The sequence below is a fragment of the Pseudoxanthomonas sp. GW2 genome (assembly GCF_000283075.1).
Taxonomy (GTDB): Bacteria; Pseudomonadota; Gammaproteobacteria; order Xanthomonadales; family Xanthomonadaceae; genus Pseudoxanthomonas.
This window is the reverse complement of the sequence record NZ_ALIP01000130.1, coordinates 1-26492: the sequence shown is the minus strand read 5'-3', so window position 1 is coordinate 26492 and position 26492 is coordinate 1. Positions and strand designations below refer to the sequence as shown.

16 protein-coding genes, 1 tRNA gene and 2 pseudogenes are annotated in these 26492 nt (G+C 72.5%); 14 read left to right on the top strand and 5 right to left on the bottom strand.

Going from position 1 to position 26492, the window contains the following annotated elements; translation table 11 throughout:
• Positions 1 to 13 precede the first annotated feature (13 nt).
• The 5 genes and pseudogenes from ybgF to B351_RS0111780 all read left to right on the top strand — a co-directional run bounded on the left by ybgF (position 14) and on the right by B351_RS0111780 (position 3095).
• Positions 14 to 802, top strand: coding sequence for a tol-pal system protein YbgF (gene ybgF / locus B351_RS0111800; RefSeq protein WP_026010650.1), 789 nt, complete (start codon positions 14 to 16; stop codon positions 800 to 802).
• 139 nt (positions 803 to 941) lie between these two features.
• The gene (gene queE / locus B351_RS0111795; protein ID WP_019399250.1) at positions 942 to 1601 is read left to right on the top strand and encodes a 7-carboxy-7-deazaguanine synthase QueE; all 660 of its coding nucleotides are present in this window, start codon (positions 942 to 944) and stop codon (positions 1599 to 1601) included.
• 25 nt (positions 1602 to 1626) lie between these two features.
• A pseudogene (queC, locus tag B351_RS0111790) lies at positions 1627 to 2325 on the top strand (7-cyano-7-deazaguanine synthase QueC); the annotation flags it as partial.
• A gap of 96 nt (positions 2326 to 2421) precedes the next feature.
• Positions 2422 to 2497, top strand: a tRNA-Lys gene (locus tag B351_RS0111785).
• A gap of 91 nt (positions 2498 to 2588) precedes the next feature.
• Entirely contained in the window at positions 2589 to 3095 is a 507-nt protein-coding gene (locus B351_RS0111780; protein ID WP_019399248.1) for a hypothetical protein, read from the top strand.
• A gap of 144 nt (positions 3096 to 3239) precedes the next feature.
• Here B351_RS0111780 and B351_RS17675 read toward each other — a convergent pair whose 3' ends face one another.
• A complete protein-coding gene (locus B351_RS17675) occupies positions 3240 to 3458 on the bottom strand; it encodes a hypothetical protein (protein WP_125076004.1) in 219 nt (72 codons plus the stop codon).
• A 212-nt stretch (positions 3459 to 3670) separates the two neighbouring features.
• Between B351_RS17675 and B351_RS0111775 the strand changes: the two genes are divergently transcribed.
• Positions 3671 to 8158: a DEAD/DEAH box helicase gene (locus tag B351_RS0111775; protein WP_019399247.1), complete on the top strand. Its 4488-nt coding sequence runs from the start codon at positions 3671 to 3673 to the stop codon at positions 8156 to 8158.
• Positions 8159 to 8176: 18 nt separating this feature from the next.
• Here B351_RS0111775 and recQ read toward each other — a convergent pair whose 3' ends face one another.
• Complete coding sequence (recQ, locus tag B351_RS0111770) at positions 8177 to 10045, bottom strand: DNA helicase RecQ (protein ID WP_019399246.1); 1869 nt, start codon at positions 10043 to 10045, stop codon at positions 8177 to 8179.
• 59 nt (positions 10046 to 10104) lie between these two features.
• Positions 10105 to 14298, bottom strand: coding sequence for an ATP-dependent RNA helicase HrpA (gene hrpA / locus B351_RS0111765; RefSeq protein ID WP_019399245.1), 4194 nt, complete (start codon positions 14296 to 14298; stop codon positions 10105 to 10107).
• A gap of 98 nt (positions 14299 to 14396) precedes the next feature.
• Between hrpA and B351_RS0111760 the strand changes: the two genes are divergently transcribed.
• The 8 genes from B351_RS0111760 (at position 14397) to B351_RS0111725 (ending at position 25078) form a co-directional block, all read left to right on the top strand.
• Positions 14397 to 14957, top strand: coding sequence for a Dps family protein (locus B351_RS0111760; protein ID WP_019399244.1), 561 nt, complete (start codon positions 14397 to 14399; stop codon positions 14955 to 14957).
• A gap of 155 nt (positions 14958 to 15112) precedes the next feature.
• Positions 15113 to 17290 carry a bifunctional (p)ppGpp synthetase/guanosine-3',5'-bis(diphosphate) 3'-pyrophosphohydrolase gene (locus B351_RS0111755; protein ID WP_026010647.1) on the top strand — a complete coding sequence of 726 codons (2178 nt, stop codon included), beginning with the start codon at positions 15113 to 15115 and terminating at the stop codon, positions 17288 to 17290.
• Positions 17291 to 17372: 82 nt separating this feature from the next.
• The gene (locus B351_RS0111750; RefSeq protein ID WP_019399242.1) at positions 17373 to 19544 is read left to right on the top strand and encodes a bifunctional (p)ppGpp synthetase/guanosine-3',5'-bis(diphosphate) 3'-pyrophosphohydrolase; all 2172 of its coding nucleotides are present in this window, start codon (positions 17373 to 17375) and stop codon (positions 19542 to 19544) included.
• A gap of 81 nt (positions 19545 to 19625) precedes the next feature.
• The gene (locus tag B351_RS0111745) at positions 19626 to 20006 is read left to right on the top strand and encodes a RidA family protein (protein ID WP_019399241.1); all 381 of its coding nucleotides are present in this window, start codon (positions 19626 to 19628) and stop codon (positions 20004 to 20006) included.
• 10 nt (positions 20007 to 20016) lie between these two features.
• On the top strand, positions 20017 to 22149 hold the full coding sequence (gene recG, locus B351_RS0111740; RefSeq protein WP_019399240.1) for an ATP-dependent DNA helicase RecG: 2133 nt from the start codon (positions 20017 to 20019) through the stop codon (positions 22147 to 22149).
• A 78-nt stretch (positions 22150 to 22227) separates the two neighbouring features.
• Positions 22228 to 23169 carry a nucleoside hydrolase gene (locus tag B351_RS0111735; protein ID WP_019399239.1) on the top strand — a complete coding sequence of 314 codons (942 nt, stop codon included), beginning with the start codon at positions 22228 to 22230 and terminating at the stop codon, positions 23167 to 23169.
• 97 nt (positions 23170 to 23266) lie between these two features.
• Positions 23267 to 23515, top strand: coding sequence for a type B 50S ribosomal protein L31 (locus tag B351_RS0111730; RefSeq protein ID WP_019399238.1), 249 nt, complete (start codon positions 23267 to 23269; stop codon positions 23513 to 23515).
• Between the two features lie 273 nt (positions 23516 to 23788).
• Positions 23789 to 25078, top strand: coding sequence for a citrate synthase (locus tag B351_RS0111725; RefSeq protein ID WP_026010646.1), 1290 nt, complete (start codon positions 23789 to 23791; stop codon positions 25076 to 25078).
• 67 nt (positions 25079 to 25145) lie between these two features.
• Here the strand turns inward: B351_RS0111725 and B351_RS0111720 are convergent, their stop codons facing one another.
• Positions 25146 to 25766 (bottom strand): hypothetical protein, encoded by a 621-nt coding sequence (locus B351_RS0111720; RefSeq protein ID WP_019399236.1) that lies wholly within the window; start codon positions 25764 to 25766, stop codon positions 25146 to 25148.
• A gap of 77 nt (positions 25767 to 25843) precedes the next feature.
• Positions 25844 to 26492: pseudogene (locus B351_RS17820) on the bottom strand (peptidase); the annotation flags it as partial.

Sequence of the window (26492 nt, the reverse complement as noted above, 5' to 3'; positions counted from 1 at the left end):
TGCCATCGGCATGATGCTGGTCGTGGCGGCCCTCGCGGCCGCCACGCCCGCGTCTGCGCAGAAGCTGAGCCTGGCCGACCGGGTCGCACGGCTCGAGGCACAGGCCAACAACACCCAGGCCACCCAGGACCTGCTCAACCAGCTGGCGCAGCTGCGCAGCGAGGTGCAGGAACTGCGCTCGGCGCTGGAACAGCTGCAGTACGAACAGCAGCAGATGCAGCAGCGCAGCCGCGACCAGTACCTGGACCTGGACGGCCGCCTCAACCGCCTGGAAGGCGGGGAACTGCCCGCACCGCCGGCCGCCACCACCGGCGCCGCCGCGCCCACCGCACCGGCTGCCCCGGCCGCGACGGCCACCGCCGGCAGTGATGCCCCGCGGGTCCATGGCGATCCGGGCTCGCTGGCCCTGGGTGCCGACGAGCGCGCCGCTTACGAGGCCGCGTTCAATACCCTCAAGGCCGGTGACTACGCCCGTTCGGCCGAGGCCTTCCAGGCCTTCCTGGACACGCATCCGGCCGGTGTCTACGCGCCCAACGCCCTGTACTGGCTGGGCGAGAGCTACTACGCCACCGGCAACTACGCCCTGGCCGGGCAGCAGTTCCGCGCCCTGATGGAGCGCTACCCGACCCACGACAAGGCGCCCGGCGCGCTGCTGAAGCTGGGCCTGTCCCAGTTCGGCGAAGGCGAGGTGCGCCAGGCCCAGGCCACCCTGCAGCAGGTCGAATCGCAGTATCCGGGCAGCGATGCCGCGCGGATCGCCGCCGACCGCCTGCGCTCGATCCAGATCAGCCAGCTGCGCTGATCCGCGTCGCCCCGCGGGCGACCGCCACATTCCGCTTCCAGCCCCGGCATGCGCCGCATGCCGCGCTTGCGCCCGCTTGCCGCGCTTCGTTCCGGCGCCGGCGGCCATGGCCACGGGCCCGTGGGCTTACAATTGCCCCATGAATACCCCCACTCCGCAGAACCGCCTGCGGATCACCGAGATCTTCCTGTCCCTGCAGGGCGAGGCCAACGCCGCCGGCTGGCCGACCGTGTTCGTGCGCCTGACCGGCTGCCCACTGCGCTGCCAGTACTGCGATACCGCCTACGCCTTCCATGGCGGGCAGTGGTGGGAGGTCGACGACATCCTCGCCGAGGTCGCCCGCCATGGCGTGCGCCACGTCTGCGTGACCGGTGGCGAGCCGCTGGCGCAGAAGCGCTGCCTGGACCTGCTGCGGCGCCTGTGCGACGCCGGCTACGACGTCTCGCTGGAGACCTCCGGCGCGCTGGACATCGCCGGGGTCGACCCGCGGGTGTCGCGGGTAGTCGACCTCAAGACCCCCGGTTCGGCCGAGATGGCGCGCAACCGCCTGGAGAACCTCCCGCTGCTGACCGCGCGCGACCAGGTCAAGTTCGTGCTGTGCGGCCGCGCCGACTACGAGTGGGCGCGCGACATGGTCGCCGAGCACGGCCTGGCCGCACGCTGCGACGTGCTGTTCTCGCCCTCCAAGGGCCAGCTGGAGGCGCGCGACCTGGCCGACTGGATCGTCGCCGACCGCCTGCCGGTGCGCTTCCAGATGCAGCTGCACAAGATCCTCTGGAACGACGAGCCGGGGCGCTGACCCGGATGCGGCCCTACAATGGGCCACCCCACACAAAGCAGTTCCCATGAAGAAAGCCGTCGCCCTCGTCTCCGGTGGCATGGATTCGGCCGTCGTCCTGGCCATCGCCCGCGAACAGGGATTCGCCGTGCACGCGTTGAGCGTGCGCTATGGCCAGCGCCATACCTCCGAACTGGATGCCGCCGCGCGCGTGGCCAGCGCCCTGGGCGCGGTCGAGCACAAGACCGTGGCCATCGACCTGCGCAGCATCGGCGGCTCGGCGCTGACCGACGACATCGAGGTGCCGGAGGCCGGCGGCGAGGGCATCCCGGTCACCTACGTGCCGGCGCGCAACACCATCATGCTGTCGGTGGCGCTGGGCTGGGCCGAGGTGCTGGGCGCGGCCGACATCTTCTGCGGCGTCAACGCGGTGGACTATTCCGGCTACCCGGACTGCCGCCCGGAGTTCGTCGCGGCCTTCGAGCGGCTGGCCAACCTGGCCACCAAGGCCGGCGTGGAAGGCGCGGGCATCCGCGTGCACGCACCGCTGATCCGCATGGGCAAGGACGAAATCGTGCGCGAGGGCCTGCGCCTGGGCGTGGACTTCGCCCAGACCGTGTCCTGCTACCGCGCCGATGAGCAGGGCCGCGCCTGCGGCCACTGCGACGCCTGCCAGCTGCGCGCGGCCGGCTTTGCCGCCGCCGGCGTGGCCGATCCGACCCGCTACGTCGCGGCCGCCGGCTGAGGCGCGCGTCGCCGGCGGACGCCGCCGTTGCCGCCGGCAGGCGCAGCAGCCGCCTGATCGGGTAAAATGCGCGGCCCCGGCCTGGCCGGGCTCCGTGGGCCGTTAGCTCAGTCGGTAGAGCATCGGACTTTTAATCCGCTGGTCGTTGGTTCGATTCCAACACGGCCCACCATTGCTTCCGCGCCGGCCTGCCAGGCCGGTCGCCCTGGACCCCGTCGCCGCACGGGGTTTTTTGTTGCCCACGCCCCTACCCGGAGCTGAGGATGAGCGCAGACGAGGCGGCGCTGAGCGCCGAACAGGTGGCCCACAGGAACCGGATCCACGCCTACGGCCTGGTCGCCGGGACGATGGCGGTGATCGCGGTCGCCGCCATCCTGTGGTTCTGGCTGGCGCGCGATTACCCGGTGCTGCGCTACGTGTTCATCGCCGGTGCGGCGCCGTTCGCCTGGTACGCCGGACGGCTGCCGATGGAGGCCTGGCTGGCCGCGGACGCGCGCTGCGCGGCCTGCGGCGCGCCGTACGCGGTATCCGAGACCGGCCGCGAGGAAACCCTGGTCGCGGCCACGCCGCGCCGGCGCGAGTCGGTGGTGGGGCGCTCGATCTCCGGCCCCAACGAAGGCAAGACCCTGGTGCGCAAGGAGAGCTGGACCGAGGAGCGTTACCAGGTCGTGGTCACCCGTGCCTGCAGCGAATGCGGCGACGTGCGCAGCACGCAGTCGGTGCGCACGATCCAGGCCAACAGGACCAGCGACGACGTCTACCGCCGCTGAGCACGGAAAAAGGGAGGCTGCCGCACCACGCCGGTGCGCGGAAGCCGGCACGCGCGGCGCAGGGACGAGAACGCCCGTCCCGGCCGCGTGCAGCGTCGGACGACGTGGTGAGCCGGCGTGGCTGCCGGTCGGGAACGGAGCGCTTCAGTCCTCGCCGCGATAAATCCGCGACAGCCGCGCCCCGTCGTGCGACACGAAACGGCCACTGTCACCCGTCAGCGCGAATCGCCATGCCGCCAGCAGCGCGGTGACGGGGGGGGAACGCCATTGCCTTGCCTTGCGGTACGCCTTCCCGAAATCGTGAAGGCGTTGCTGCAGTCCTGCCCGTTGGGGTGCGGGCTGCCGAGGGTTTTCCTTCACCATTGCATTCTCTCCGGCCGCGGGGGGCGGCCATCGGGTCACGCTGAGTCCTCCCCTGTCGGCGACCATACCGCGTCCCTGGCGTTCCCGGCCACCGCGCCGCTGAACGGCAGCGCGACGGGCGCGGAGGCCGCGTTGAAGCCATCGCCTGGCGGGCCCATAGTCCTCCTGCACACCCCCCCGCGCCCGCGCGTCGCAGGCCGTTCCCGGGCCCCATGAGCACCGCCGCCTTCCATCCCGCCGTCGCCCGCTGGTTCGACGCCGCCTTCCCGGGCCCGACCGAGGCCCAGGCCGCGGCGTGGCCGGCGATCATGGCCGGGCGCAGCACCCTGGTGGCCGCGCCGACCGGCTCGGGCAAGACCCTGACCGCCTTCCTTGCCGCGATCGACGCCCTGGTGCGCGAAGCCCTGGAGCAGGGCGGGCTGGCGGACGAGACCCGGGTGGTCTATGTCTCCCCGCTCAAGGCGTTGTCCAACGACATCGCCCTGAACCTGGAAGCACCGCTGGCCGGCATCGGCGTGGCGCTGCGCGAACTGGGCCTGCCCGAGGTGGGGATCCGCACTGCCGTGCGCACCGGCGACACCCCGCAGTCGGAGCGTGCGCGGCTGCGGCGCAGGCCGCCGCATATCCTGGTGACCACGCCCGAGTCGTTGTACGTGCTGCTGGGCTCCGAATCCGGTCGGGCGATGCTGCGCACGGTGCGCAGCGTGATCGTGGACGAGATCCATGCCCTGGCCGGCAACAAGCGCGGCAGCCACCTTGCGCTGTCGCTGGAACGGCTGGAGGCGCTGTGCGCGCGGCCGCTGGTGCGGATCGGCCTTTCGGCCACGCAGAAGCCGGTGGAGGAGGTGGCGCGCTTCCTGGTGGGCGCCGGCAACGTGCATCCCGGCCGCGACCGCCTGCCCGCCGCTGGCGGCGGCTGGCAGCGCGGCGGCGCGGTGCATGGCGGTAGCGCGAAGCGCGACGCCCCCGACTGCGCCATCGTCGATATCGGCTACACCCGCCAGCGCGACCTGGCCCTGGAACTGCCGCCCACGCCGCTGTCGGCGGTGATGTCCAACGACCAGTGGGAGCAGGTCTACCTGCGCGTTGCCGAGCTGGTGCGCGAGCACCGCACGACGCTGGTGTTCGTGAATACCAGGCGCATGGCCGAGCGCGCCGCGTTCCACCTGGGGCGCCTGCTTGGCCATGACGCGGTCGCCACCCACCACGGCAGCCTGTCGAAGGAACTGCGCCTGGCCGCCGAGCAGAAGCTCAAGGCCGGGCAGCTGCAGGTGCTGGTCGCCACCGCCTCGCTGGAGCTGGGCCTGGACATCGGCGACGTGGACCTGGTGTGCCAGTTCGGCTCGCCGCGCTCGATCGCCGCCTTCCTGCAGCGCGCCGGGCGCGCCGGCCACCATGTCGGCGGCGTGCCGCGCGCGTGCCTGTTCCCCACCACCCGCGACGACCTGGTCGAATGCGCCGCGCTGCTGGACTGCGTGCGCCGCGGCGAGCTGGATGCACTGCGGATCCCGGAAGCGCCGCTGGACGTGCTGGCGCAGCAGATCGTGGCCGAGGTCGCCGCCGCCGAGTGGGACGAGGACGCGCTGTTCGAACGCCTGCGCCGGGCCTGGCCATACGCGCGGCTGCAGCGTGGTCGCTACGACGAGGTGGTGGCGATGCTGGCCAACGGCTTCAGCGACCGCCGCGGCGCGCGCGCCGGCTGGGTCCACCGCGATGCCGTGCACCGCCGCCTGCGCGGCCGCGAGGGTGCGCGCCGGGTGGCGGGCATGTCCGGCGGCACCATCCCCGAAGCCGGCGACTACGCCGTGGTGCTGGAACCGCAGTCGACCTTCGTCGGCACGGTCAACGAGGACTTCGCGGTCGAGAGCATGGCCGGCGACGTGTTCCAGCTGGGCAATGCCAGCTACCGCATCCTGCGGGTCGAGTCCGGCAAGGTGCGGGTCGAGGACGCGCAGGGCCAGCCGCCCAGCATCCCGTTCTGGCTGGGCGAGGCGCCCGGGCGCAGCGACGAGCTGTCACTGGGCGTGTCGCGCCTGCGCGCGGAAGTGGCCGCGCGGCTGCGTGGCGCGGATGCCGCGCAGGCGGAGGCGCCGCTGGCGCCGGAGGGCATCGCCGCGGCGCGCCGGTGGCTGCAGGAGGACGTCAGGCTCGGCGCGGAAGCCGCGCGCCAGCTGGTCGACTACCTCGGCGCCAGCCTGGTGGCGCTGGGTGCCATGCCCACCCAGGACGCGATCGTGCTGGAGCGCTTCTTCGACGAGACCGGCTCCACCCACCTGGTGGTGCACAGCCCCTGGGGCAGCCGGATCAACCGCGCCTGGGGCCTGGCGCTGCGCAAGCGCTTCTGCCGCCAGTTCAACTTCGAGTTGCAGGCCGCGGCCACCGAGGACGCGATCGTGCTGTCGCTGTCCACCAGCCACAGCTTCCCGCTGGCCGAGGTGGCCAGGTACCTGCATTCGTCCTCGGCCACCGACGTGCTGGTGCAGGCGCTGCTGGACGCGCCGATGTTCGCCGTGCGCTGGCGCTGGAACGCGGGCACCGCGCTGGCCCTGCCGCGCTATTCCGGCGGCGGCAAGCGGGTGCCCCCGCAACTGCAGCGGATGAAGTCCGAGGACCTGCTGGCCACGGTGTTCCCCGACCAGGTCGCCTGCCTGGAGAACATCGTCGGCGAGCGCCAGGTGCCGGACCATCCACTGGTGGCGCAGACCCTGCACGACTGCCTGCACGAGGCCATGGACCTGGACGGCTGGCTGGAGCTGCTGCGCGGGCTGGAGTCCGGGCGCATCGCGGTGGTGGCGCGTGACCTGGCCGCGCCTTCGCCGCTGGCGGCTGAGGCGCTCAATGCGCGGCCCTATGCCTTCCTTGACGATGCGCCGCTGGAGGAACGCCGTACCCAGGCGGTGCAGGCGCGGCGCTACGCCGATCCGGAATCGGCTTCGGACCTGGGGCGCCTGGACACCGAAGCGATCGGGCAGGTGCGACGCGAGGCCTGGCCGCAGGCGCGCGACGCCGACGGCATGCACGAGGTGCTGACCGGGCTGGGCTTCGTCACTGGCGAAGAGGTGGCGCGCGAACCGCAGTGGCCGGCGCTGTTGCAGGCGCTGGCCGGCGACGGCCGCGCCGCCTGCGTGGAAGCCGGCGGCCAGCGCTGGTGGGTGGCGGCCGAGCGCCTGCCACAGCTGCTGGCGCTGCATCCGCAGGCGCGGCGGGAACCCGCGCTCGCGGCGCCGGATGAGTTCGCGCGCGTGGCCTGGACTGCCGAGGGGGCGGCGATCGCCCTGCTGCGCGCACGCCTGACCGGGCTGGGGCCGGTGACCGTGGCGGCACTGGCCACCAGCCTGGCCCTGCCGCCGGCCGCGGTCGAACAGGCATTGCTGGCCCTGCAGAGCGAGGGCTATGCGATGCAGGGGCGCTTCAGCCCCGGCGCGCCGGCGCAGGAGTGGTGCGAACGCTACCTGCTCGCGCGCATCCATCGCCTCACCCTGAAGCGCCTGCGCCGCGAGATCGAGCCGGTGGCGCCGCGCGACTTCATGCGCTTCCTGTTCCAGTGGCAGCGGGTGGCGCCGGAGGCGCGGGTGAGCGGGCCGGATGCGCTGGCCGGCGTGCTGGCGCAGCTGGAAGGCTACGAGGCACCGGCCCCGGCCTGGGAAGCGGAGCTCCTGCCGGCGCGGCTGCGCGACTACGCGCCGGCCTGGCTGGACGACCTGTGCAGCGGCGGGCGCACGCTATGGACCCGGTTGCGTGCCGCCGGCAACGAGGCCGAGGGCAACCGCGCCGGTACCTCGCTGCGCAATACCCCGGTGCTGCTGCTGCCGCGCCGGCATGTCGGCCACTGGGCGGCGCTGGCGCCGCCGCTGGATCCCGGGCTGCCGGGACTGTCCTCGCGCGCACGCAAGGTGGCCGACTGCCTGGCCACGCATGGCGCCTCGTTCTTCGACGAACTGCTGGACGCCACCGGCCTGCTGCGCACCGAGCTGGAAGACGCGCTGGCCGAGCTGGTGGCGCGCGGCATGGCCCATTGCGACAGCTTCGCAGGGCTGCGCGCGCTGCTGGTGCCGCCGTCGAAGCGGCCCTCGCCGGGGCGCGGCCGCCGTCGCGGTGCACTCAACGCGATCGAGGATGCCGGGCGCTGGGCCCTGGTGCGCCGGCCCGCGGCGGCGGAAGACGGTGGCCGCCGGCGCCCGGACCCGGAGGCGGTGGAACACGTGGCGCGGGTGCTCTTGCGCCGCTATGGCGTGGTCGGCTGGCGCATCCTCGAACGCGAGGCGGCCTGGCTGCCGCCGTGGCGCGAGCTGCTGCGCGTCTACCACCGCCTGGAGGCGCGCGGCGAGGTGCGCGGCGGACGCTTCATCGAGGGCCTGAGTGGCGAGCAGTTCGCGCTGCCGGAGGCGATCGCGCCGCTGCGCAAGGTGCGCAACCGGCCGCCGGACGGGCAGCTGGTGGAAGTCAGCGCACTGGATCCGCTGAACCTGTCGGGCACGGTGTTGGCCGGGGACAAGGTGCCGCGCATCGGCGGCGCACGCTTGCTGTTCCGCGACGGCGTGCCGGTGGCCGCGCACGTGGCCGGCGAGGTGCGGTTGCTGGCGGCGCTGGAGCCGGCGGTCGAGCAGGAGGTGCGCAGGCGCCTGTCCGGCGAGCCGGAATCCGGGCTGGAAGCGCTGCTGGCCAGGATCCAGGCCAACCTGCCGCAGCCGACGCGCTGAGCCCGGCACCGCGAAGCGCTAGCCGTACTCGCGGATCACGTCCAGCACGTCCTGGCCGTAGCGCGCCAGCTTGCCGCCGCCGACGCCGCCGACCCGCGCCAGTTCGCCGATCGTGGCCGGGCGCAGCTGGGCGATGTCGCGCAGGGTGCGGTCGTGGAAGATCACGTAGGCCGGCACGTTCTGCTCGCGCGCCAGCGCGGCGCGCCAGGCGCGCAGGGCGTCGAACAGCGGGCGATCGTACGAATCCACATGCAGCGTGCTCTGGCTCGGGCGGTCGCTGCCGCCGCGGCCGGAACGGCGCGCCGGTTCCTCGCGCATCAGCACCTGGCGCTCGCCCTTGAGCACCGGCCGCGCGGCCGCGCCCAGGCGCAGGCCGCCGTGGCCCTCGGCATCGACCTCCAGCAGCCCGGCGACCACCAGCTGGCGGAACACGCTGCGCCAGGTATTGGCGTCCAGGTCGCTGCCGATGCCGTAGGTGGACAGTTCGTGGTGGCGGAACTGGCGGATCTTCTCGGTGTCCGCGCCGCGCAGCACCTCGATCAGGTGCGCGGCGCCGAAACGCTGGCCGGTGCGGTACACGCAGCTGAGCGCCTTGCGCGCAGCCTCGGTCGCATCCCAGGTGCGCACCGGCTGCAGGCAGTTGTCGCAGTTGCCGCAGCCCTGGCGGCCATCCGGCGCCTGGTAGGCCTCGCCGAACGCGGCCAGCAGCGCCTGGCGGCGGCAGCCGGCGGTCTCGCAATAGCCCAGCAGCTGGTCCAGCTTGCGCCGTTCCAGGCGCTTGCGTTCCTCGCCGGCCTCGGACTGCTCGATCATCTGCCGCAGCAGGACCACGTCGCCCAGGCCGTAGCCCATCCAGGCCTCGGCCGGCTCGCCGTCGCGGCCGGCGCGGCCGGTCTCCTGGTAATAGCCCTCGATCGACTTGGGCAGGTCCAGGTGGGCGACGAAGCGCACGTCCGGCTTGTCGATGCCCATGCCGAAGGCGATGGTCGCGCACATCACGATGCCGTCCTCGCGCAGGAAGCGGCGCTGGTTCCCGGCGCGCACCTCGGCCGGCAGGCCGGCGTGGTAGGGCAGGGCGGCGATGCCCTGGCCGGCGAGGAACTGCGCGGTCTCCTCGACCTTGCGCCGGGACAGGCAGTAGACGATGCCCGATTCGCCGCGATGCCCGCCGAGGAAGTCCAGCAGCTGCCGCCGCGGGTTGTCCTTGTGCGCCACCGAATAGCGGATGTTCGGGCGGTCGAAGGAGCTGAGGAAGCAACGCGCTTCCTCCAGCGCCAGGCGCTCGGCGATCTCGCGCCGGGTGGGCGGGTCGGCGGTGGCGGTCAGGGCGATGCGCGGTACCTGCGGCCAGCGCTCGTGCAGCACCGTCAGCTCGCGGTACTCGGGGCGGAAGTCGTGGCCCCACTGCGAGACGCAGTGGGCTTCGTCGATCGCGAACAGGGCGATGCGGCTGCGCTCCAGCAGCGACAGGAAGCGCGGTGTCAGCAGCCGCTCCGGGGCGACGTAGAGCAGGTCGAGCGTGCCGTCGAGCAGTTCGCGCTCGACCTGCCGGGCCTGTTCGGCGTCCAGGGTCGAGTTGAGGCAGGCGGCGCGCACGCCCAGCTGCAGCAGCGCTTCGACCTGGTCCTGCATCAGCGCGATCAGCGGCGAGACCACGATGCCGGTGCCCTCGCGCAACAGCGCCGGCACCTGGTAGCACAGCGACTTGCCGCCGCCGGTGGGCATCAGCACCAGGGCGTCGTTGCCGGCGGCGACGTGTTCGATGATGTCCCGTTGCTGGCCGCGGAAGGCGTCGTAGCCGAACACCTGGCGCAGCACGGACAACGCATCGCGCGCCACGGTCGCGCTGCCGGCGCGCGACGGCGTGGCGTTCAAGGATTCCTGCATGGGCCAAGGATACCGGCGCGCGCCGGTGCCGGCATGAACAGAATCGCTTGCATCCGGGCTCAATCCGCCAGCGCGGCTAGCTTCTGCGCCAGCTTCTTTGGCGAGACGCCGCCGCGCGAACCCAGTTCCTGCGCAAACAGCAGCACCCGCAACTCCTCCACCTCCCAGCGCAATGACTGCCAGCCCGGCTGGTCGGCCACGCCGCGCGCGGCGGCCGCGGCCAGGGCATCGGTGAACGGCTTCAGCTCCAGCATGCGCGCCTGGTCGCGCGCCGGATCACGCAGGGCGCGCTCGGCGCGCAGGCTCATGCCCTTGAGCCAGCGCGGGAACTGCGCCAGTGCCTCGGCCGGGGTGTGGCGCAGGAAGCCCGGATGCACCAGGCCGTCCAGTTGCGCGCGCAGGTCGTCGAGGTTGGCGCCGGCCCAGCCCATCAGCGGGGCTTCCAGCTTCGGCTTGAGCGCGGCCACCGCGGCCAGGATCTGCTCGGCCAGCTGCAGGCGCTGCATGGCCTCGGCGAACAGCTGGCGGCCGGCGGCCTCGGCGCGCTTCTGGAATGCGGCGTGGTCGCGGATTTCGCCGAGCCCGTCGGCCAGCACCGCGTTGAGCGCGGCCTCGACCAGGTCGGCGCGCAACTGTTCCTTTTCCTGCGCCTTGTCCTGCGGCGATCCGCCGAACTGCTCGATCGCCGCGTAGAGCAGGCCCAGCTTGGGCGAGACCGGCAGCTGCTTGCGCGCCTGCCTGGCCTTGTCGGCCAGGGCGATGCGCAGCAGGCGGTCGACGCCGCGCGGGTGTGCGGCCTCGGCCTGGGCGCGGTCGGCGAACACCCGCAGCACCGCATGCGTGCCTTCGTCCACCAGCGCCGGGAAACCGGGCACGCCGGCCTCGCCGGTGACCTGCAGCGGCAGCGGCTCCCCGGGGAACTCGCGCAGCTCGCGGGTGCTGGTGGCCAGCGCGTTGGCGGCGCGGGCGGCAAAGGCGCGCGCGGCGCGTTCGCCGAAGCGCGCGCGCAGGTCGTCCAGGTCGCGCGACTCGGCCAGCACCTTGCCGCCGCGGTCCGGCAGCTCGCGCAGGCGCAGGTTCATGCGCAGGTGCGGTTCCAGCGCGGCCTCGTCGAAGTCCAGCGCCGACACCGGGCTGCCGGTGGTACGGGTGAGGAAGCGCGCCAGCTCGCCGGCAATGGAGTCGGCGCTGGGTTGCGGGAAAGCCTCGGCGAAGGCGCGGCCGAAGTCCGGCGCCGGCACGTAGTTGCGGCGCATGGCCTTGGGCAGGGTGCGGATCAGGCCGGCGGCCTTGTCGGCGACGAAGCCTGGCGCCAGCCACGACAGCCGCGCCGGATCCAGCGCGTTGAGCAGCGGCAGCGGCACCTCCAGGGTGACGCCGTCGTCGGCCGCGCCCGGCTCGAACCTGTAGTGCAGCGGCAGGCGCGCGTCGCCCAGCGCGAAGTACTTCGGATACAGGTCGCCCTGCTGGCCCTCGCCGGGCAGCAGGTCGGCCGGCGACCAGCGCAGGGCCTGCTTCTTCTCCTGCTCCAGCTTGCGGTACCAGGCATCCAGCGCGGTGGCCGAGTGGATCTCGGCCGGGATCCGGTCCAGGTACCAGCGCGCCTGCCAGTCCTCGTCGGCGACCAGGCCGGCGCGGCGCAGCTTGGCCTCTTCCTCGCGCGCCTGCTCCAGGGTCTTGAGGTTGGCGGCCACGAACGAGGCCCTGGTGTCGATCTCGCCGGTGACCAGGCCCTGGCGCACGAACAGGTCGTGGGCGCCGGCCGGGTCGATGCGGCCGTAGTGGACCGGGCGCTTGGGCGCCAGCACCAGCCCGAACAGGCTGATCTGCTCGGAGGCCAGCACGTTGCCCTGGGCGCGCGACCAGCGCGGGTCGAAGTGCTTGCGCGCCAGCAGGTGCGGCAGCTCGGCGATCGCCCAGTCCGGCTCGACCGCCGCCGCGGTCAGGCCCCAGACCTTCTGCGTGTCCAGCAGGGTCGCGACCAGCACCCACGGCGGCGGCTTCTTGGCCAGCGGCGAGGCGGGGAACAGCTGGAAGCGGCGCTGGCGCGGGGCCTGGAAGTCGCCCTTCTCGGTGCGGTGGCCGAGCTGGGTGGGCAGGCCGGCGATCAGGGCGCGGTGCAGCGCCTGGTAGGCGGCGGCACGCTCGCGCGCGCCGAAGCGGCCTTCCCCGGAAACGGGGTCAGAGCCACTTTCCGAGCGGGGAGGCGGCGATGGCGAGCGTGAAGCGGGGGAAAGCGGCTCCGACTCCGTTTTCCCCTCGCGCGCAAGGCGCGCGGCGCGGTGCAGCTCGCCGCGGCTGGGGCGGTTGCCCTGGCGGCCCTCGCCCGGGGCCGGCGCGCCGGCCAGCAACGGCAGCAGGGAGCGTTCCGGCTCCTCCTCGCTCCAGCCCAGCTCGTTGCACAGCAGCCTGAGCTGGCGGTGCAGTTCGCGCCATTCGCGCATGCGCAGGAAGCCGAGGAAGCGCTTGGTGCACCAGTCGCGCAGTTTCGACTGGGTCAGCTCGCCATGGGCGTCGTCGTAGGCCTGCCACAGGCGCAGGATGCCGACGAACTCCGAGCGCGGATCGGCGAACTGGGCATGGGCGTTGTCGGCGGCCTCGCGCGCGTCGGCCGGGCGCTCGCGCGGGTCCTGCACGCCGAGGAAGGCGGCGATCGGCAGCATTGCGCGCAGGCAGCCATGGGCCTGTGCCGCCACCAGCATGCGCGACAGCTTCACGTCCACCGGCAGGCGCGCCATCTGCCGGCCGATCGCGGTCAGCCGGCGCTGGCCGTTGCCGGCGTCCTCGACCGCGCCCAGCTCGATCAGCTGCTGCCAGCCGTCGGCGATGGCGCGTTCGTCCGGCGGCTCCAGGAACGGGAAGTCCTCGATCCGGCCCAGGCCCAGCTGCAGCATGCGCAGGATCACCCCGGCCAGGCTGGAACGGCGGATCTCCGGGTCGGTGAATTCCGGGCGGGAGAGGAAGTCGGCCTCCGAATACAGGCGGTAGCACACGCCCTCGGACACGCGGCCGCAGCGGCCCTTGCGCTGGTTGGCGCTGGCCTGGCTGATCGGCTCCACGTGCAGGCGGTCGATCTTCGAGCGCGGGCTGTAGCGCTTGACCCGGGCATCGCCGGGGTCGATCACGTAGCGGATCCGCGGCACCGTCAGCGAGGTCTCGGCGACGTTGGTCGCCAGCACGATGCGCCGCTGCGGGCCGGGGTTGAACACCCGGTCCTGGTCCCTGGCCGACAGCCGCGCGTACAGCGGCAGCACCTCGGTGGAACGGTACTGGCGTTTCTCCAGGGCGCGGTGCACGTCGCGGATCTCGCGCTCGCCGGGCAGGAACACCAGCACGTCGCCGCGCGGGTCCTCGGCGGTGATCTCGTCGACCACGGCGGTGATCGCCGCCACCGGGTCGGCCTCGCGCTCGTGCCGCGCCGGCTTGCGGCCGGTCTGCGCCGGCGGCTCCTCCAGCGGGCCGTCCGGCGGCCGGTAGCGCACTTCCACCGGGTAGGTGCGGCCGGCGACCTCGACCACCGGCGCGTCGTCGAAGTGGCAGGCGAAGCGCGCGGTGTCGATCGTCGCCGAGGTGACGATCAGCTTGAGGTCCGGGCGCTTGCGCAGCAGCTGCTTGAGGTAGCCCAGCAGGAAGTCGATGTTGAGGCTGCGTTCGTGGGCCTCGTCGACGATGATCGTGTCGTAGGCCGACAGCCAGCGGTCGGAGGCGATCTCCGCCAGCAGGATGCCGTCGGTCATGAACTTGACCCGGGTATCGGGGCCGACGTTGTCGGTGAAGCGCACCTGGTAGCCGACCATCCCGCCCAGCGGGGTCTTCAGCTCCTCGGCCACGCGCGCGGCCACCGCACGGGCGGCGATCCGGCGCGGCTGGGTGCAGCCGATGGTCCCGGCCACGCCGCGCCCGGCGGCCAGGCACAGCTTGGGCAGCTGGGTGGTCTTGCCGGAGCCCGTCTCGCCCGCCACCACCACCACCTGGTGGGTGCGCACCAGTTCGACGATGCGTTCGGCCTCGGCGGTGATTGGCAGCGCCGGATCCAGGGTGATGGGCGGCAGGCCTTCGGCGCGCGCCTGGCAGGCCGCGACCGAGGCCGCCAGCGCCTGCTCGAAGCGCGCCCGTAGTTCGGCGTCGGCCGGCTTGCCGCGCCAGCGCGACCACAGCCCGTGCAGGCGGCCGCGGTCGCGGCTGAGGGCACCGGAAATCGCAACCCGACCATCGTCGAGGGCCTGTCGCAGGTCGTCGGTTATCGATTCCATCTATGGGGCCGTGTGAAACTTTGCATAACGCTTTCGGGGTTAGTGTCTATTCTGACAGTCCCCACCCATTCCGTGGACCCAAGCCCCAGGAGTGCAACATGGCAAAGGCCAAGCCCGCCACGAAATCCACCGCTTCCACCAAGCCGCGCAAGGCCACCGGCCTCAACCCGGTCGCGTCCACCTCGCGCATCGAGATCGGCATCGACGCCAACGACCGCAAGGAGATCGCCGAGGGACTGGCGCGCTTCCTGGCCGACGCCTTCACCCTCTACCTGAAGACCCACAACTTCCACTGGAACGTGACCGGCCCGATGTTCAACTCGCTGCACGCGATGTTCATGGACCAGTACACCGAGCAGTGGAACGCGCTGGACGAGGTCGCCGAGCGCACCCGCGCGCTGGGCTTCAACGCCCCCGGTTCCTACGCCGAGTTCACCCGCCTGACCTCGATCCGCGAGGAGCAGGGCGCCGACGGCGTGCCGGACTGGAAGGGCATGGTCCAGCAGCTGGTCGAGGGCAACGAGGCGGTGTGCCGCACCGCGCGCAGCGTGCTCAGGATCGCCGACGAGGCCGGCGACGACCCGACCGTGGACCTGCTGACCCAGCGCCTGCAGACCCACGAGAAGTACGCCTGGATGCTGCGCTCGCTGCTGGAATAAGCGGCCGCCGCGGTACCCCCTCTTGCGGCCGCCCCAGGGCGGCCGCATCTGTTTTGGCGTACGCAGCGCCCCGGCGTCCGTCCATGGCGGGGCCGGCTTGTTGGCGCGGTGCATTGATCGTTAGTGTAGGCACAACCCCACGCGCCGGAATGGCCTTGCCGCGCCCCTCCATCGACGGATTGCATGCCCTGCTGCGGGACCCGGCCGCGTCCCGGTTGCCGGCCAGCCTGCGCGAGCTGCTGCTGCAGGCATGGGACGCCGAGGGCACCGGGCACCAGGCCTCGCTGCCGTGGCCGGTGATCGCCGATACCCTGCGCAACCTGGTCGCCCTGGACGCCGACGAGCCGGCGCTGGCCGCCGCCCTGCTGTACGACCTGCCGGGGCTGCGTGCGGTGGTGGCCGCCAGGGTATGCGCGCAGTGGCCGGCGGTGACCGGCCTGCTCGACGGCCAGGACGCGGCCGACCAGGTCTGGGCCCTGCACGCCGGGCGCGAGGCCGGGCGCAACGGCGAGGGCCTGCGCCGGCTGCTGCTGGCGATCATCCAGGACCTGCGCGTGGTGCCGGTGCTGCTGTCGCGGCAGCTGGCGCGGATGCGCGCCGCCCAGGACCTGCCGGGCGAGGAGCAGCGCGCGCTGGCGCAGCTGACCCGCGACATCCACGCCCCCCTGGCCAACCGCCTGGGCATCTGGCAACTGAAGTGGGAACTGGAGGACCTGGCGTTCCGGGCGCTGGAGCCGGACACCTACCGCCGCATCGCCCACGAGCTGGACGAAAGCCGCGCCGACCGCGAGCGCTACATCGAATCGGTCAAGGCCCAGCTGGGCCGGGCCCTGGCCGAGCACGGGCTGGCCGCGGAGATCAGCGGCCGGCCCAAGCACATCTACAGCATCTGGCGGAAGATGCAGAAGAAGCAGCTGCCGCTGGACAAGCTCTACGACCTGCGCGCGGTGCGGGTGATGGTGGCCGACGTGGCCGCCTGCTACGCCGCCCTGGGCGTGGTCCATTCGCTGTGGGTGCCGGTGCCGGGGGAGTTCGACGACTACATCGCCCGGCCCAAGCCCAACGGCTACAGTTCGCTGCACACCGCGGTGGTCGGTCCGGAGGGACGCACGCTGGAGGTGCAGATCCGCACCCGCGAGATGCACGAGCAGGCCGAGCTGGGCGTGGCCGCGCACTGGCGCTACAAGGAGACCGGCGGCAGCGCGGCCGGCAAGGGCGCCGGCCGCGCGTTCGAGCGCAAGATCGCGTGGATGCGGCAGCTGCTGGAGCAGGCGTCCGAAAACCGCGACGAGGGCCTGGCCGCGGCGCTGGACGCCGAGCTGGTCGAGGAGCGGGTGTACGCGCTGACGCCCAAGGGGGAGGTGATCGACCTGCCCCGCGGCTCCACCCCGCTGGACTTCGCCTACCACGTGCACACCATGGTCGGGCACCGCTACCGCGGGGCCAAGGTCAACGGCCGCATCGTGCCGCTGGGCTACCGCCTGCGCAGCGGCGACAAGGTCGAGATCCTGACCGGCAAGGAGCCGGACCCCAAGCGCGACTGGCTGCTGCCGGCCAACGGCTACCTGGCCAGCGGCCGCTCGCGCGACAAGGTCCGCGCCTGGTTCCACAAGCTGGACCGCTCGCGCAACGTCCAGGCTGGCCGCGAGATGCTCGAGCGCGAGCTCAAGCGCCTGGGCCTGCAGTCCGCCGACTTGGCCCCGGTGGCGAAGAAGTTCCACGCCGAGACGGTCGACGACCTGTACATCCAGGTCGCCCTCGGCGACGTCGGCCCGCACCAGATCGGGCGCGCGCTGCACGAACTGGAGCGCGCGGCCGAAGCCGCCGCCAGCCAGGCCGCGCCGGCGCTGCCGCCGCGCCCGGCCAGCCGCCAGGCGCGCGCCAGGCCACGCCCGGGCTTCACCGTGGAGGGCGTGGGCAACCTGCTGGTGCAGCTGGCGCGCTGCTGCCAGCCGGTGCCGGGCGAGCCGATCACCGGCTACCTCACCCGCAGCCGTGGCGTGACCGTGCACCGCGCCGAATGCGCTTCCTTCGCCCGCCTGGCCGCGGCCCAGCCGCAGCGCGTGCTGCCGGTGGAGTGGGGCTCTGGCGGCAGCGGCTACGAGGTCGACGTGGCGGTGCGGGCGGTGGACCGCAAGTGGCTGCTGAAGGACGTCACCACCCTGATCGCCCAGGAGGACGCCCACGTGGCCGACATCCGCTCGGACCTGCACGCCGACGGCCGCCTGCAGCTGCGCCTGCGCCTGCGGGTGAACGATTACGGCCAGCTGGCCACCCTGCTGGGCAAGCTGGACGCGCTGCCGGGCGTGGAGCGGGCGTGGAGGCTCGGTTGAGGCGCGGAAACGGGGCGGATGCACGTCGCCGCGGGCGCCGCAAGGTTTGCCGCCGACAGCCCGCTGGCATAGGCTTTTGCGCATGAACCCAGGCACTTCAGCACAGGCAGTCGCGAGCGCGCCGCCGGCCACCGGCGAGCCGATTCCCGACTACGTCCTCGAGCTGGAGCGCGCCGCTTCCTACCTCCCGGTGGAGCAGTTGCCGCTGCTGCGCGAGGCCTGGCGGGTGGGCGCCGCGGCCCATGCCGGACAGACCCGCAAGTCCGGCGAGCCCTACATCACCCACCCGGTGGCGGTGGCCACGGTGCTGGCCGAGCTGGGCCTGGACGTGGAGACCCTCGTCGCCGCGATCCTGCACGACACCATCGAGGACACCCCGCTCACCCGCGAGGAGCTGGCCGCCCAGTTCGGCGAGGACGTGGCCCTGCTGGTGGACGGCGTCACCAAGCTGGACAAGCTCAAGTTCCGCGACCGCCAGGAGGCGGCGGCCGAGAGTTTCCGCAAGATGCTGCTGGCCATGTCGCGCGACCTGCGCGTGATCATGATCAAGCTGGCCGACCGCCTGCACAACATGCGCACCCTGGGCGCGCAGAGCCGCGAGGCGCGGGCGCGGATCGCGCGCGAGACCCTGGAGATCTACGCCCCGATCGCGCAGCGCCTGGGCATGAGCCTGGTCAAGTCCGAGCTGCAGAACCTCGGCTTCCGCGCCCTGCATCCCTGGCGCCACGCGATCATCGAGAAGCACATCCGCAGCCAGCCGGTGGTGCGCCGCGAGTCGATGGCCCAGGTCGAGGTGCAGCTGTCGCAGGGCCTGGCCCGCGAAGGCCTGGAGCACCGCCTGGTCAGCCGGATCAAGACCCCCTGGAGCATCTACAACAAGATGCGCAGCGAGGGCAAAAGCTTCGACCAGGTGATGGACGTGTTCGGCTTCCGCGTGGTGGTGCGCTCGGTGGCCGACTGCTACCACGCCCTCGGCGCGGTGCACGCCCAGTTCAAGCCGCTGGACGGGCGCTTCCGCGACTTCATCGCCATCCCCAAGGCCAACGGCTACCAGTCGCTGCACACGGTGCTGTTCGGCCCCTACGGCTCGCCGATCGAGGTGCAGATCCGCACCGAGGAGATGGACCTGATCGCCGAGCGCGGCATCGCCGCGCACTGGACCTACAAGCACGGCGGCGACAGCCCCAACAGCGCGCAGAGCCGCGCCCACGCCTGGATCGTGGAGCTGATCGAGTCCCAGCGCGCCGCCGGCTCCTCGCTGGAGTTCCTGGAGAACGTCAAGGTCGACCTGTTCCCGGACGAGGTCTACCTGTTCACCCCGAAGGGCCGGATCCTGGCCCTGCCGCGCAACTCCACCGCCCTGGACTTCGCCTACGCGGTGCACACCGACGTGGGCAACCAGGCCGTGGCCGCGCGCGTGGACAAGAAGCTGGTGCCGCTGAAGACCAAACTCTCCAGCGGCCAGACCGTGGAGATCATCACCGCCAAGTCGGCCGCGCCCAAGCCGCAGTGGCTGGAATTCGTGGTTACCAGCAAGGCGCGCACCTCCATCCGCCACCAGCTCAAGCAGCTGGAGCACGAGGATGCGGTGCAGCTGGGCCACCGCATGCTCGACCGCGCGCTGGAGGCGATGGGCAGCTCGCTGGAGCGGCTGCCGGCCAAGCGCCTGGAGTCGTTCCTGGCCGAGCACCGCTTCCCGCGCCTGGAGGCGTTCCTGGCCGAGGTGGCGCTGGGCAACTGGATGCCCAGCCAGGCGGCGCAGGCGCTGATGGCCTATGCCGAGCTGCGCGGCGGCGCCCAGTCCAAGCACTCGCAGGAGAAGATCCTGATCAACGGCACCGAGGGCGGGGTGGTCAGCTTCGCCAACTGCTGCCAGCCGATACCCGGCGACGAGATCATGGGCTACCACACCTCCGGCAAGGGCGTGGTGGTGCACCGCCTGGACTGCCCGAACCTGGCCGAGTTCCGCAAGTCGCCCGAACGCTGGGTGCCGATCGACTGGGACCCGAACGTCACCGGCGACTACGACACCTCGCTGATCGTGGACGTGGAGAACCACACCGGCGTGCTGGCGCAGCTGGCCGCGGCGGTGGCGCAGAGCCAGTCCAACATCGAGCGGGTGGACTACCTGGACCGCGACATGAACGCCGCGCAGCTGCGCTTCGCCATCCAGGTGCGCGACCGCACCCACCTGGCCGAGGTCATCCGCCGCCTGCGCCGGCTCAACGTCGTCCAGGGCGTGCGCCGCCAGTAGCGGCCGCCGCCACCCCGGGCCGGCGGCGGCGCGGGACGCTAGAATCCGCCCCTGTCCTACACCACCCGGGAATCCGCCCCCATGCTGCAGATCGTCCACACCGACCACGCCCCGGCCGCCATCGGCCCCTACTCGCAGGCCGTGCGCAGCGGCAACACGGTGTATTTCTCCGGCCAGATCCCGCTGGTGCCGGCCACCGGCGAGGTGGTCGAGGGCGGCATCGAGGCACAGGCGCGGCAGGTGTTCGAGAACCTCAAGGCGGTGGCCGAGGCGGCCGGCGGTTCGCTGGACCGGATCGTGCGCCTGGGCCTGTACCTGACCGACTTGTCCCAGTTCGCCGCGGTCAACGCGGTGATGCAGCAGTACTTCACCGCGCCGTACCCGGCCCGTTCCACCATCGGCGTGGCCGCGCTGCCCAAGGGCGTGGCGTTCGAGGCCGACGCGGTGATGGTGCTGGACTGACCGCGCAGGCGTGGCACCCCGGGTCCCCGCGCCAGCGCTGGCAGGGCAGGGCGCCACGCCGCTGGCGTCCCTGCGCGGCGTAGGCGCCCGGCTCGCCGGGAGCCTGGCCGCGCGCGGGCTGGCCACGGTCCAGGACCTGTGGTTCTGGCTGCCGCTGCGCTACGAGGACCGTACCCGCCTGACCGGGATCGCCGACCTGCGTCCCGGCGAGCCGGCCCAGGTCGAAGGCACGGTCGAGGCGGTCGAGCGCGGCTTCCGCTACCGTCCGGTGCTGCGGGTGGCGGTGGGCGACGGCTCGCGCCGCACCCTGGCGCTGCGCTTCTTCCATTTCCGCGCCGCGCAGGTGGCGCAGTTCCGCCCGGGCGTGCGCCTGCGCTGCTTCGGCACGCCGCGGCCCGGCCAGCACGGGCTGGAGATGGTCCATCCCAGCTACCGGATCCTGGCGCCGGACGAGGATCCGGGCCTGGGCGACACCCTGGACCCGGTCTATCCCGCGATCGAGGGCGTGGGCCCGGCAACCCTTCGCAAGCTGATCGCGCAGGCGCTGGAGCGGTTGCCGCCGGCCGAGGCGCTGGAACTGCTGCCGCCGGGCATGCCCGGCCTGGCCGGCCTGCCGGGGCTGCGTGAATCGCTGTTGGTGCTGCACCGGCCGGCGCCCGGCGAGGACCTGGCGGCGCTGGCCGCCGGAACCCATCCGGCGCAGCGCCGGTTGGCGCTGGAGGAGCTGCTGGCCCACCACCTGGGCCTGCGCCGGCAGCGGCTGGCGCAGCAGCAGCTGCGCGCCCGCGCCCTGGACGGCCCCGGCGAGCTGGCGCGGCGGCTGCAGGCAAGCCTGCCGTTCGCCCTGACCGGGGCACAGCGCCGGGTGTTCGAACAGATCCGCGCCGACCTGGCCGGCCCCAGCCCGATGCAGCGGCTGGTGCAGGGCGACGTCGGCTCGGGCAAGACCGTGGTCGCGGCGCTGGCCGCGACCCTGGCGGTGGAGCGTGGCGGCCAGGTCGCGCTGGCCGCGCCTACCGAGCTGCTGGCCGAGCAGCACCTGGCCAACCTGCGCGCCTGGCTGGAGCCGCTGGGCATCCGCGTCGCCTGGCTGGCGGGCAAGGTCACCGGCAAGGCGCGCGCGGCGGCGCTGGCCGACGTAGCCTCAGGCGCCGCCCAGGTGGTGGTCGGTACCCATGCGCTGATGCAGGAGGGCGTGGCCTTCCACGACCTGGTGCTGGTGATCGTGGACGAGCAGCACCGCTTCGGCGTGCAGCAGCGCCTGGCGCTGCGCGACAAGGGCCCGGCCCACGGCCACGTGCCGCACCAGCTGGTGATGACCGCCACTCCGATCCCGCGCACCCTGGCGATGACCGCCTACGCCGACCTGGATGTGTCGGCGATCGACGAATTGCCGCCCGGCCGCACCCCGGTGCAGACCGTGGCGGTCAGTGCCGACCGCCGCCCGGAACTGGTCGAGCGCATCCGCGTGGCCTGCGCCGAGGGCCGCCAGGTGTACTGGGTCTGCACCCTGATCGAGGAGGCCGAGGACGCCGGCAACGGCCAGGGCCCGGGGCTGCAGGCGCAGGCGGCCGAGCGCACCTTCGAGCAGTTGACCGCGCAGCTGCCGGGCGTGCGCGTGGGCCTGGTCCACGGCCGCATGAAGGCCTCGCAGAAGCAGGCGGCGATGCGCGCGTTCAAGGACGGCCAGACCGACCTGCTGGTGGCCACCACCGTGATCGAGGTCGGCGTGGACGTGCCCAACGCCTCGCTGATGATCATCGAGAACGCCGAGCGCCTGGGCCTGGCCCAGCTGCACCAGCTGCGCGGCCGGGTGGGGCGCGGCGCGGCGGCCTCGACCTGCGTGCTGCTGTACCAGCCGCCGCTGTCGGCGATGGCGCGCCAGCGCCTGGACGTGCTGCGGCGGACCGGCGACGGCTTCGTGATCGCCGAGGAGGACCTGAAGCTGCGCGGCCCCGGCGAACTGCTGGGTACGCGCCAGACCGGCCTGGCCGCGTTCCGCATCGCCGACCTGGCGCGCGACGCCGACCTGCTGCCGAAGGTCCACCAGCTCGCCGACCGCCTGCTTGCCTCCGCGCCGGAGACCGCCGACCGCGTGATCGCGCGCTGGGTCGGCGGAGCGGCGCGCTACGCCGGCGCCTGACATCGCACGCGTGTTCCCCCGGCATTGCCCTGCGCGCGCGGCGGCGCGACACTGCGCGGCCCTCTCATGGAGAACACGATGAGCGACCGTATCCCGCTGCTGATCGACACCGACCCCGGCGTCGACGACGCGCTTGCCCTGCTGATGGCCTTCAACGACCCGCGCCACGAGGTAGTGGGCCTGACCATCGCCGCCGGCAACGTCGGCCTGCAGCACACGGTGCGCAACGCGTTGAAGCTGCGCGAGGTCGCCGGCCAGCTGCAGGTGCCGGTGTTCGCCGGCTGCGACCGCCCGCTGGTGCACGCCCCGCGCGAGGACGCGGCCCATGTGCACGGCCGCGATGGCTTCGGCGACGTCGGCTATCCCGACCCGGCCGGCCAGGCCGAGGACGAGCACGCGGCGCTGGCGATCCTGCGCCTGTCGCACGAGCACGCCGGGCGCCTGGTGCTGGTCGCGCTCGGGCCGCTGACCAACCTGGCCCTGGCCCTGCGCCTGGACCCGACCCTGCCGCAGCGCGTGGCGCGGCTGGGGGTGATGGGCGGCGCGGTCAGCGCCCACGGCAACATCACCCCGGTGGCCGAGTTCAACGTCGGCTTCGACCCGGAGGCCGCGCACGTGGTGCTGTCCGGCTTCCCGAAGTACGACCTGGCCGACTGGGAGGCGACCCTCGCGCACGGCTTCCACCACCGCGAGGTGGAGAAGTGGCTGGCGGCCGATTCGCCGCGGGCCAGGTTCTACGACGCGATCTCGCGCCAGACCCGGCTGTGGTCGGAGGACCGCCGCGGCGAGCACTGGCATTCGGCCGACGCCCTGGCCATGGCCTGGGCGCTGGAGCCGGACGGCGCGCTGGAGACGGCCGAGCGCCCGGTGGCGGTGGAAACCGAAGGTCGGTTGACCCGCGGCCTGACCGCGGTGGACTGGAACCGCCAGACCGGCGCCCCGGACAACGCCCGGATCCTGCTGCGCTACGACCAGGTCCGGTTCGACGCCCGGGTGCAGGCGGCCCTGGCCGCCGCCTGAGTGCCGCGGCACGCCCCTGGGGAGGCCCCGGCCTTGCACCGGCCGGGGCTGACCCGCTAGAATGCCGGGCTCAGTCCGCTACAGCCTACGGTGCGCCATGAAGGCCGACATCCATCCCGAGTACCGCGAAGTCGTCTTCCACGACGTCACCTCCGACTTCAAGTTCCTGACCCGTTCGACCCTGGCGACCACCGCCAAGGAGACGGTGAAGTGGGAAGACGGCAACGAGTACCCGCTGGTCAAGATCGAAATCTCCTCGGCCTCGCATCCGTTCTACACCGGCAAGCACAAGGTCGTGGACACCAGCGGCCGCATCGACAAGTTCCAGCGCCGCTACGCGCGCTGATCCCGGGCGCCGCCGCGAGGCGGACGACCCGGACCCTGTGACGCTGACCGGAGCGGCCGCCCTCGAGCGGCCGCTTCGTCGTGGGTGGTTTCCGCCGTGGCGGGACGCAGCGTGCCGCCGGCGAAGGGCTCCTACGACTTCCGTCCAGCGGACCGGGGCGTATGGCCTGTGCGATAATCCTCGCGTTCCGCGGCACGCGTCGCGGACCCCACTCCCGCGACCCTTGCGCTCCCGCGCGAAGGATCGCGCTTACCCCAAAGAGGAGCGCACACCGTGTCCAATCTCGACCAGGTCACGTTGAATGCCGGCGACAAGTCGGTGACCCTGCCGGTGCTCAAGCCGACCCTGGGCAACGGCTGCATCGACATCTCGAAGCTGACGAAGGAAACCGGCCTTTTCACCTACGACTCCGGTTTCACCGCCACTGCCAGCTGCAAGTCGGCCATCACCTACATCGATGGCGACAAGGGCGTGCTGCTGTACCGCGGCTACCCGATCGAGCAGCTGGCCGAGCACTCCAGCTTCCTGGAGGTGGCCTACCTGCTGATGAACGGCGAGCTGCCGACCGAGGCCGAGTTCAAGAAGTTCGAGCACGAGGTCACGCATCACACGATGATGCATGAGTCGCTGAAGAACTTCCTGCAGGGCTTCAACTACGACGCGCACCCGATGGCCATGCTGGCCGGCACCGTGGCGTCGCTGTCGGCGTTCTACCACGACACCCTGGACCTGAACGATCCGGAGCAGCGCCGCCTGGCCGCCATCCGCCTGCTGGCGAAGATGCCGACCCTGGCCGCCGCCGCCTACCGCTACTCGATCGGCTGGCCGATCCGCTACCCGCGCAACAACCTCGACTACGTCAGCCGCTTCCTGCACATGATGTTCGAGGTGCCGAGCGAGCCGCTGGAGCTGAACCCGGTCGTGGCCAAGGCGCTGGACCTGCTGTTCATCCTGCACGCCGACCACGAGCAGAACGCCTCCACCTCGACCGTGCGCCTGGTCGGCTCGACCGGCGCCAACCCGTACGCCTCGGTGGCGGCGGGCATCACCGCGCTGTGGGGCCCCGCGCACGGCGGCGCCAACGAGGCGGTGCTGAAGATGCTCGAGGAGATCGGTACCCCGGACAAGGTCGACACCGCCATCGCCAAGGCCAAGGACAAGAACTCCGGCTTCCGCCTGATGGGCTTCGGCCACCGCGTCTACAAGAACTTCGACCCGCGCGCCAAGATCATCCGCGAGATGACCCACAAGGTGCTGGGCGAGCTGGGCGTCAACGACCCGCTGCTGGAAGTGGCCATGAAGCTGGAAGAGGCCGCGCTGAAGGACGACTACTTCATCCAGCGCAAGCTGTACCCGAACGTGGACTTCTACAGCGGCATCATCTACAAGGCGCTGAAGATCCCGACCGAGATGTTCACCGTCATGTTCGCCATCGGCCGCACCGCCGGCTGGGTGTCGCACTGGCTGGAGCAGCAGGTCGACCCGGAGGCGAAGATCGGCCGTCCGCGCCAGATCTACACCGGTTCGGACGTGCGCGACTACAAGCCGTTCGCCCAGCGCTGAGCGGCGCCGTAGCGCGACCAGGAACGCCCCGCACCCGCGGGGCGTTTCCTTTTGCGCGGCCGCCGGCTCAGCCGCCGGCCAGCAGGCCGCGCACCTGGGCCAGCGAGGCGCGCGGCATCGGCCGCTCGTCCAGCGCCGACAGCGGCGCCTGGCGCAGCACCGCGCCAGGCAGCACGGTCAGCTCGAAGGCCAGGTCCTCGGCCTCGAACAGCCAGGCGGTGACCTGCAGCTCGCGGCGGCGGTCCAGGCGCACGCGGCGCCCGCGCGGCTCGGCCGGGATCCGGTGCTCGGCCAGGAAGCGGGCCACCGCCTCCGGGTCGTCCGCGTGCAGGTGCAGGGCCACCGGCGAGCCGGCGTCGGCGGTGCCGTCCAGCACCGGGCCCACCAGGCGCGGCTGGAAGGCGGCGAAGAACTCCATGGCGCGGGCCGCGGCCTCGCGCCGCACCCGCACCGCGTCGGCCTGCGCCGGGCCGAGGAAGATGCGCTGGTACTCGCGCAGCGCCTCCTCGATCTCCTGGTTGCGCGGCAGCGAGGTCTCGTCGTGGATGCCCAGGCGGCTGGCGGCCTTGCGCCGGGCCTGGTTGTAGTCGCGGATGCCGCTCTCGGCCATCAGCCGCGCCGCCTCGTTGGCGAGCCGGCGGCGGCGTTCGCCCTGCCTGGCTTCCGCATGCTGGCGCGCGCGGCCCATGGCGATTCCCCCGTCAGAACCTGGGAACGACTGTAGCGCAGCGCGGTGACGGTGCGGTCACGGCGCCGCACGGGCGTTCAGAAGATGTCGAACGCCTCTTCGTCCATGTGCTCCGGCGCCAGGTAGTCGAGGTTGTTCTGCAACCGCTCCAGGTCCTCGACCTTGATGTACTCGGCCAGGCCCTCGCCGAAGGTCGAAACCCGCCCGGAGCCGTCGACATAGACCTTGACCATGCCCTCCGGCGGCTCGTTCGGCGTCACCGGCTGGCCTTCCAGCGCCACCTTCATGTAGTCGATCCAGATCGGCAGCGCGGCCTTGCCGCCATACTCGCGGTAGCCCAGTGACTTGAAGTCGTCGCGGCCGACCCAGACCGTGGTGGCCAGGTTGCCGCCGAAGCCGGAGAACCAGGCGTCGCGGTGGTCGTTGGTGGAGCCGGTCTTGCCGCCGACGTCCTCGCGGCCCAGCACCCGGGCCGCGGTGCCGGTGCCGCGCAGGACCACGTCGCGCATCATCGACACCAGCTGGTAGGCGGTGCGCTCGTCGATCGCCCGCGGCGCGATCTTGCCGGCCGGCGGCTGCGGCAGGGCCTCGCGCGCCGGCGCCGGCTGCGCCTGTGCCTGGCCCGGCGCGGGCAGGGCGCCGAAGTTGAAGCCGTCCACCACCTGCGGCGCCGCGGCGGAGGCCGAACCGCCGCCGCAGCCGCGGCAGGCCACCGCCGGCTCGGCC